This is a genomic window from Streptomyces sp. JJ38, from assembly GCF_019303475.1.
Taxonomy (GTDB): Bacteria; Actinomycetota; Actinomycetes; order Streptomycetales; family Streptomycetaceae; genus Streptomyces.
Map to the genome: position 1 here is coordinate 1 of NZ_JABLSI010000087.1, position 7,962 is coordinate 7,962.

The 7,962-nt window shown below is 74.2% G+C and carries 5 protein-coding genes; all 5 read right to left on the reverse strand.

Annotation, left to right across the window (positions count from 1 at the left end):
• Nucleotides 1-248: 248 nt before the first annotated feature.
• Nucleotides 249-1,772: a UDP-N-acetylmuramoyl-L-alanine--D-glutamate ligase gene (gene murD / locus HPT28_RS26190; RefSeq protein ID WP_219094419.1), complete on the reverse strand. Its 1,524-nt coding sequence runs from the start codon at nucleotides 1,770-1,772 to the stop codon at nucleotides 249-251.
• Entirely contained in the window at nucleotides 1,754-2,812 is a 1,059-nt protein-coding gene (gene mraY / locus HPT28_RS26195) for a phospho-N-acetylmuramoyl-pentapeptide-transferase (RefSeq protein WP_219094421.1), read from the reverse strand. The genes murD and mraY overlap by 19 nt, the downstream gene beginning before the upstream one ends.
• A complete protein-coding gene (gene murF, locus HPT28_RS26200; protein ID WP_219094422.1) occupies nucleotides 2,809-4,239 on the reverse strand; it encodes a UDP-N-acetylmuramoyl-tripeptide--D-alanyl-D-alanine ligase in 1,431 nt (476 codons plus the stop codon). The genes mraY and murF overlap by 4 nt, the downstream gene beginning before the upstream one ends.
• The gene (locus HPT28_RS26205) at nucleotides 4,239-6,035 is read right to left on the reverse strand and encodes a UDP-N-acetylmuramoyl-L-alanyl-D-glutamate--2,6-diaminopimelate ligase (RefSeq protein ID WP_219094424.1); all 1,797 of its coding nucleotides are present in this window, start codon (nucleotides 6,033-6,035) and stop codon (nucleotides 4,239-4,241) included. The genes murF and HPT28_RS26205 overlap by 1 nt, the downstream gene beginning before the upstream one ends.
• Before the next feature lie 15 nt (nucleotides 6,036-6,050).
• The coding region (locus HPT28_RS26210; protein WP_219094426.1) for a penicillin-binding protein 2 at nucleotides 6,051-7,962 on the reverse strand (1,912 nt) is incomplete at its 5' end.

Here is a 7,962-nt window from a genome sequence, read left to right on the forward strand (position 1 = left end):
GACGGCCGGTGGACGCCGGGGAGCGGCCGGACGCCGACGGGCCGCCCGCCGACCCGCCCGGGGAAGCCGCCGAGGGGCGGCGGCCCGAACGGGCGGGCGAGGGCCGCGCCGGCCCGCCGCGCGGTGCTTCCCGGGTGGGCCGCTTGTCCGCCGTCATCTCGCTCTCCCCTTCCGCCAGGCCGCGGCCGACGGCCCGGCGGTCCGGTGGACGGCTGGACCCGTGGGCCGGGGGCGGCGCCGTGCGGGCCTCAGGCCTCCCGGCTCTCCGGCCGCACGGTACCGGGCTCCGCGCCCAGCAGGCCGACGGCTTCGGCGAACGCCTCGCCGCGCCGGACGTAGTTGGTGAACATGTCCATCGAGGCGCACGCGGGGGCCATCAGGACGGTGTCACCGGGACGGGCCATGCCGGCCGCCGCGTCGACGGCCGCCTTCATGGCCCCAGTGTCGGTGCGGTCGAGGTCCACCACGGGGACCTCGGGGGCGTGTCGGGCCAGCGCTTCGGCGATCAGGTGCCGTTCCGCGCCGATCAGGACGACGCCGCGCAGCCGGCCGGCGGCGGAGGCGACCAGCTCGTCGAACGTGGCGCCCTTGGCCAGCCCGCCGGCGATCCACACCACGTCCGGGTAGGCGGCGAGCGAGGCCTGGGCCGCGTGCGGGTTGGTGGCCTTGGAGTCGTCGACGTAGGTGACGCCGTCCACCTCGGCCACCCGGGCGATGCGGTGGGCCTCCGGTGAGAAGGCCCGCAGCCCCTCGCGGACGGCGGCCGGGGGTACGCCGAAGGCGCGGGCCAGCGCGGCGGCAGCGAGGGCGTTGGCGATGTTGTGCGGTGCGGCCGGGCCCGCGACGGGGGCGATGTCGGCCACCTCGGCGAGCTCCTGGGCCTGCTTCCGCCGGTCCGGCACGAAGGCGCGGTCGACGAGGAGGCCCTCCACCACACCCAGTTCGGACGGGCCCGGGGTGCCGAGCGTGAAGCCGATGGCCCGGCAGCCCTCCACGACGTCGGCCTCGCGGACGAGCCGCTCGGTGGCGGGGTCGGCGGCGTTGTAGACGCAGGCGATCTCGTTGCCGGTGTAGACGCGGCCCTTGTCGGCGGCGTAGGCGTCCATGGAGCCGTGCCAGTCGAGGTGGTCGGGGGCCAGGTTGAGGACGGCCGCGGAGTGGGCGCGCGGGGAGGGCGCCCAGTGGAGCTGGTAGCTGGACAGCTCGACGGCCAGGACGTCGAACTCCTCACCGCCGAGCACGACGTCGACGATCGGGGTTCCGATGTTGCCGACGGCGGCCGTGCGCAGACCCGCCGCGCCGAGGATGGAGGCGAGCATACGCACGGTGGTGGTCTTGCCGTTGGTACCGGTGACGGCGAGCCAGGGCGCGCTGCTCGCGCCCGGGGTCCCACGCAGCCGCCAGGCCAGCTCGACGTCGCCCCACACCGGGACGCCGGCGGCCGCGGCGGCGGCGAACAGCGGGCTGTCCGGCCGCCAGCCGGGCGAGGTGACGATGAGCTCGGTGCCGGGCGGCAGGGTGTCGCCGTCGCCGAGGCGGGCGGCGATCCCGTCGGGGCCCTCGGCCGCCAACGCCTCGGCCCGGGCGCGCTGGGCCTCGCCCGACCCGCCGTCGACCACGGTGACGGCGGCCCCGAGCCGGGCCAGGGCGCGGGCGGCGCTGACGCCGCTCACCCCGAGCCCGGCCACGGTGACGGTGCGCCCGGCGACGTCGAGCGGCTTGCCCGGCTCGTCGGGGAAGGCGGGCGCGGCGCTCACTTCTGTGCCGCCCATGCCGCGTAGAAGATGCCGACGCCGACGATGGCGCACATGCCCTGGATGATCCAGAACCGGACGACGACGAGCACCTCGCTCCAGCCCTTGAGCTCGAAGTGGTGCTGGAGTGGCGCCATCTTGAACACCCGCTTGCCGGTCAGGCGGAAGGAGCCGACCTGGATCACCACGGAGAGGGTGATGAGGACGAACAGTCCGCCGAGGATGGCAAGGAGCAGCTCGGTGCGGGAGACGATCGCCAGGCCCGCGAGGGCGCCGCCGAGGGCGAGCGATCCGGTGTCGCCCATGAAGATCTTGGCCGGTGACGTGTTCCACCACAGGAAGCCGAAACAGGCGCCCATGAGTCCGGCGGCGACGACGGCCAGGTCGAGGGGGTCGCGTACCTCGAAGCAGGACGGGCTGCCGGTGATGGCGCAGGAGTCCTGGTACTGCCACACGCCGATGAACGTGTAGGCGCCGAAGACCATGACGGACGCGCCGGTGGCCAGGCCGTCCAGGCCGTCGGTCAGGTTGACGCCGTTGGACATGGCCAGCGTCATGAACAGCGCCCAGATGACGAACAGCACCGGGCCGATCTGCCAGCCGAAGTCCTGGGTGAAGGAGAGCCGGTCGGAGGCGGGCGAGTTGCCGCGCAGGTCCTCGAAGTTGAGGGCGAGCACGGCGAAGGTGATGCCGACGATGAGCTGGCCCAGCATCTTCGCCTTGGCGCGCAGACCGAGCGAGCGCTGCTTGACGATCTTGATGTAGTCATCCAGGAAGCCGACCAGCCCCATGCCCGCCATCAGGAAGAGCACCAGCACGCCGGAGATCGTCGGCTCGCTGCCGGTGAGCAGCTTGGTGAGGCCGTAGGCGACGAGCGTCGCCAGGATGAAGGCGATGCCGCCCATCGTCGGCGTGCCGCGCTTGCTGTGGTGGTCCCGGGGGCCGTCGTCCCGGATGTACTGGCCGTAGCCCTTGCGGGCGAGGAGTTTGATCAGCAGCGGGGTACCGATCAGGGTCAGGAACAGACCGATGACCCCGGAGAAGAGGATCTGCCTCATCGCCCGGCGACCCCACCCTCGGTCTCGGCCAGCAGCTCCGCGGCGACCTTCTCGAGCCCCACCGAACGGGACGCCTTCACCAGTACGACGTCCCCCGGGCGCAGCTCACTGCGCAACAGGTCGATCGCCGCCCGTGCGTCGGACACGTGCACCGACTCCTCACCCCACGAACCCTCGTTCTTGGCGCCCATGTCCAGCCACGCGGCCTCCCGGCCGCCGACCGCCACGAGCCTGCTGACGTTGAGCCGGACGGCGAGCCGTCCGACCGCGTCGTGCTCAGCGAGCGCCGCGTCACCGAGTTCGGCCATCTCACCGAGCACCGCCCACGTGCGACGCGGCACCCCGTCCGCCCCGCTGCCTGCCATCGCGGCCAGTGCGCGCAGAGCGGCCCGCATGGAGTCGGGGTTCGCGTTGTACGCGTCATTGACGACGGTGACACCGTCCGCGCGCTCGGTGACGTCCATCCGCCACTTGGAGAGACCGCGGGCATGGTTCAGCGCCTGTGCGATGGCGTCGGCGGGCATGCCCAGTTCATGGGCGACGGCTGCCGCGGCGAGCGCGTTCGACACGTGGTGCTCACCGTACAGCCGCAAGGTCACGTCGCTGCACCCGGAGGGTGTGTGAAGGGTGAAGGAGGGGCGTCCGTCGGTACCGAGTGAGACGTTTTCCGCCCGTACGTCGGCGTCGCGCCCCTCGCCGAAGAGCACGACGCGGGCCCGGGTGCGCGAGGCCATGGCCCGCACCCGCGGGTCGTCGGCGTTGAGGACGGCGATGCCGCCCTCCTCCGCCGGGGGCAGGCTCTCCACCAGCTCGCCCTTGGCCTGGGCGATCTGCTCGACTCCGCCGAACTCCCCCAGGTGCGCGGTGCCGACGTTGAGCACGAGGCCGATGTGCGGCGGGGTCAGCCCGGTCAGATAGGCGATGTGGCCGATGCCGCGGGCGCCCATCTCCAGGACGAGGTGACGGGTCGTCGCGTCGGCCCGCAGCGCCGTGACGGGCAGCCCGATCTCGTTGTTGAGCGAGCCGGGCGTCCACACCGTGGGCGCGTGGGCGTCCAGCAGCTGGGCGATCAGGTCCTTGGTGCTGGTCTTGCCCGAGGAGCCGGTGAGGGCGACGACGGTGGCGCCGAGGGTGGCCACCACGTGCCGCGCCAGGGCTCCGAGGGCGGCGGTGACGTCGTCCACGACGATCGCGGGCACTCCGACGGGGCGGGTGGCCAGCACCGCGACGGCGCCGTCCGCGACGGCCTGGGCCGCGAAGTCGTGGCCGTCCACGCGCTCGCCCGCGTAGGCGGCGAAGAGGCCGCCGGGGGCGCACTCGCGGGAGTCGTACACCACCGGGCCGACCACCTTGACCTGCGGGTCCGGTATAGCGTGCGGCCGGCCGGAGACGACGGCGGCGATCTCGGCGAGGGTCAGCGGAATCATCAGGCGGGCTGCTCCTCGTTGGTGGCCCGGTGCGGAACGCCGTGCGAGCCGTGGCCCGGGGCGTCGGCGGAGCCGTCCGGCGCGGCGAGCGGCTTGCGGGCCAGGCGGTCCTCGATGGTGGTGCGCAGCACCTCGCGGTCGTCGAACGCGCGCACGACGCCGGCGATGTCCTGGCCGACCTCGTGCCCCTTACCGGCGACGATCACGACGTCCCCGGGCTCGGCGCGGGCCACGGCCGCGGTGATGGCGGCCGCGCGGTCCTCCTCCAGCAGGACGGTGCCGCGCTCGTAGGAGGGCACCTCGGCGGCTCCGGCGAGCATGCTGGCGAGGATCGCCAGGGGGTCCTCGGAGCGCGGGTTGTCGGAGGTCAGCACGGCGGTGTCGGCCAGCCGGGCGAGGGCGGCGCCCATCGGGCCGCGCTTGTGCGGGTCGCGGTCGCCGCCGCAGCCGAGGACGGCGTGGATACGCCCGTCGGTGACGCGGCGCAGCGCGCGCAGCACGGACTCGACGGCGTCCGGCTTGTGGGCGTAGTCCACGACGGCCAGATAGGGCTGGCCCGCGTCCACCCGCTCCAGGCGCCCCGGCACGCCGGGGATGGCGGCGACGCCGTCGGCGGCCGTCTGGACGTCGATGCCCGCGACGACGAGGGCCGTGACGGCCGCGAGCGCGTTGGAGACGTTGAACGGGCCCGGCATGGGCGCCGCCGCCCGCGCCCGCACCCCCTGCGGCCCGACGATGGTGAACACCGAGCCGAGCGGTCCGACCTCGACGTCCTCGGCCCGCCAGTCGGCGTCCGGGTGGCCCTCGGCGGAGTAGGTGGTGACCGGCACCCCGGCCTCGCGGGCGAGCCGCTGCCCGTACTCGTCGTCGAGGTTCACCACACCGGCCCGGGAGCGCGCCGCGGTGAAGAGCTGCGCCTTGGCCGCGAAGTAGTCCTCCATGTCGGTGTGGAAGTCCAGGTGCTCCGGGCTGAGGTTGGTGAACACCGCGACGTCGAAGACGCAGCCGTCCACCCGGCCCATGACCAGGGCGTGGCTGGAGACCTCCATGGCCACCGAGGTGACCCCGCGCTCCCGCATGACGCCGAAGAGGGCCTGGAGCTCGGTGGCCTCGGGGGTGGTGCGCTGGGCCTTGAGCCGTTCGTCGCCGATGCGGGACTCGACGGTGCCGATGAGCCCGGTCAGCTCCCCCTCCTTGGCCGCGGCCCGCAGCCCGCCCTCCACCAGGTAGGCGGTGGTGGTCTTGCCGGAGGTGCCGGTGATCCCGATCTGCAGGAGGTCGCGGCCCGGCTCGCCGTAGACGGTGGCGGCCAGCTTGCCCATGTGGCGGCGCGGGTCCGGCACGACGAGCACGGCCAGCCCGGCGTCGGCGCAGCGCTGCGCTCCGGCCGGGTCGGTCAGGGCCGCGACGGCACCGCGGGAGACGGCCTGGGCGACGAAGTCCGCGCCGTGGAACCGGGCGCCGGGCAGGGCCGCGTAGACGTCACCCGGCTGGACGGCACGGGAGTCGTGCGTGACTCCGGTGACGGCGATGGCCTCCGGCCGGGCGGGGGCGTCGTCGCCGCCGCCGGCCACTGCGGGCCGCACGTCCGCGATCCCCAGTGACCGGGCCAGCTCCGTCAGATCGACGGGGCTCACCCCGGAGGGGCGCGGCGGGGAGGTAGGGGTCTGATCAGCTTGTGGCACGGCGGTGACACTACCCGGCGCCGCGCTCTCGCCGCGAAGCGAGGGCCGCGGCCGGGTTGGGGGGGTGGCGGGGGTCCGCCGCCGCTCAGCGTCGTCGGTGAGGGTGCTCACGTGGGGGTCTTCCGTTCAGTCGCCCGGGGTGAAGGTGGTGGGCAGGTCCGGCGCCTTCGCGCCGGTCGGCGGCGCCTGGAGGGTCTTGAGGGAGAACTGCATGACGTGCCGGAAGACCGGCCCGCACACCGAGCTCCCGTGGTAGCTGCCCTTGGTGGGGTTCTGTACCGCGCAGTAGACGGTCACCCGCGGCTCGTCGGCGGGGGCGAACCCGGCGAAGGACGCGGTGTAGCCGTTGTAGCGGCCGGTCTGGGGATCGACGCGGTTGGACGTCCCGGTCTTGCCCGCCACCCGGTAGCCGGGGATCGCGGCGGGGGCTCCGGTGCCCTCGTCGTCGGTGACGACCTCCTCCAGCATGAGGCTCAGGATGTCCGCCGTCTCCTCGCTGACGACCCGGTCGCGCCGCGGGTCCGGCGCGGGTTCGTAGCGTCCGTCGGGCCCGAGGGTGCCGCGCACCAGGCTGGGGGTCACGCGGACGCCGTCGTTCGCGATGGTGGAGTAGACCGAGGCGGCCTGGAGGGCGTTGACGGACAGGCCCTGACCGAAGGGGATCGTGTACTGCTGGGAGCCGTTCCAGTCTCCCGGGGCGGCCAGGATGCCGGCGCTCTCGCCGGGGAAGCCGAGGCCGGTGGGGCGGCCGATGCCGAACCTGGTCAGATAGCGGTGGAGGACCTTGTTCGCCTCCGCCTGGGAGTCGCCGAGGCGTTCGGCGGCCAGGATGGTGCCGATGTTGCTCGACTTGGCGAGGACGCCGGTCAGCGTGAGGTGGTAGGTCTCGTGGTCGTGGTCGTCGGCGAACAGGCGGTTCGCGCGGTCCAGCCGGTTGGGCACGGTCACATGGGTGCCGGGCAGGGCGACGCCCTCCTCCAGCACGGCCGCCATGGTCATCAGCTTGGCCGTCGAGCCCGGCTCGTAGACGTCCTCCAGTGCCCGGTTGCGCAGCGTCCCGGAGCTGGCCGTCGAGAGGTCGTTGGGGTCGAACCCGGGGGCGTTGGCCATCGCCAGGATCTCGCCGCTGCGCACGTCCTGGACGATGACGTAGCCACTGTCCGCCTTCGACTCGCGCACCTGTTCCGAGATGGCCTGCTGGGCGGCCCACTGGATGTCGCGGTCGAGGGTGAGCTCGACGCCCGAGCCCGGCGTGGGCGGCTGCTCGCGACCGCCGGCGGTGGGCACCCGGCGGCCCGCCGACTGGGCGTAGGTGATCTTGCCGTCCGCACCGGCGAGGATCGTGTCGAGCTGGGCCTCCAGGCCGCCGCCACCCTCCCCGTTCGCGGTGACGAAGCCGAGGACGCCGGAGGCGAGCTCGTGGTTCGGGTAGACGCGCTTGGCACGCGGCTGCGCGTAGACACCGGCGAGGACGTTGGCACCCCCGCCGTCGCCCTTCTTCTCGGCCAGCTCCTTCTGCAGGTCCTGGATCTGCCGCCAGACCTGCGGCGTCTGCTGCCGGGCCAGCCGCACGTAGCGGGGGGCGGGCGGGTCGGTCAGCCGGCGTTCCAGCTCCGCCGGGTCCTCGCCCAGGATGGGGCCGAGCAGGGCGGCGGCCCGGGCGGGGGCGTCGGCGACCCCGGCCTGCTCGCGCTCGAAGAGGTAGGGGTCGGCGGTGATGTCGTAGGCGTCGACGGTCGTGGCCAGCTCCCGGCCCTCGCGGTCGGTGACCGTGCCGCGCTCGGCCGCGAGCGGGACGGTGACGTACCGGTTGACGTCGGCGGCCGCCGCGTAGCTGCCCGCGTCCACGGCCTGCACCTGGAGGAGCCGCAGTCCGAAGACGAGCAGGACGAGGGTGACGGCCACGCTGAGCAGCCGCAGCCGGCCGCGCACCGGGGCGAGGCGCAGGTCCTTGGCCGGGCGGGACGTGCCCCGGGGCGCCGACCGGGTGCCGGGCCGGGCCGGGCGGCCGGACCGGGGGCGGGGCGGCCGCCGAGGG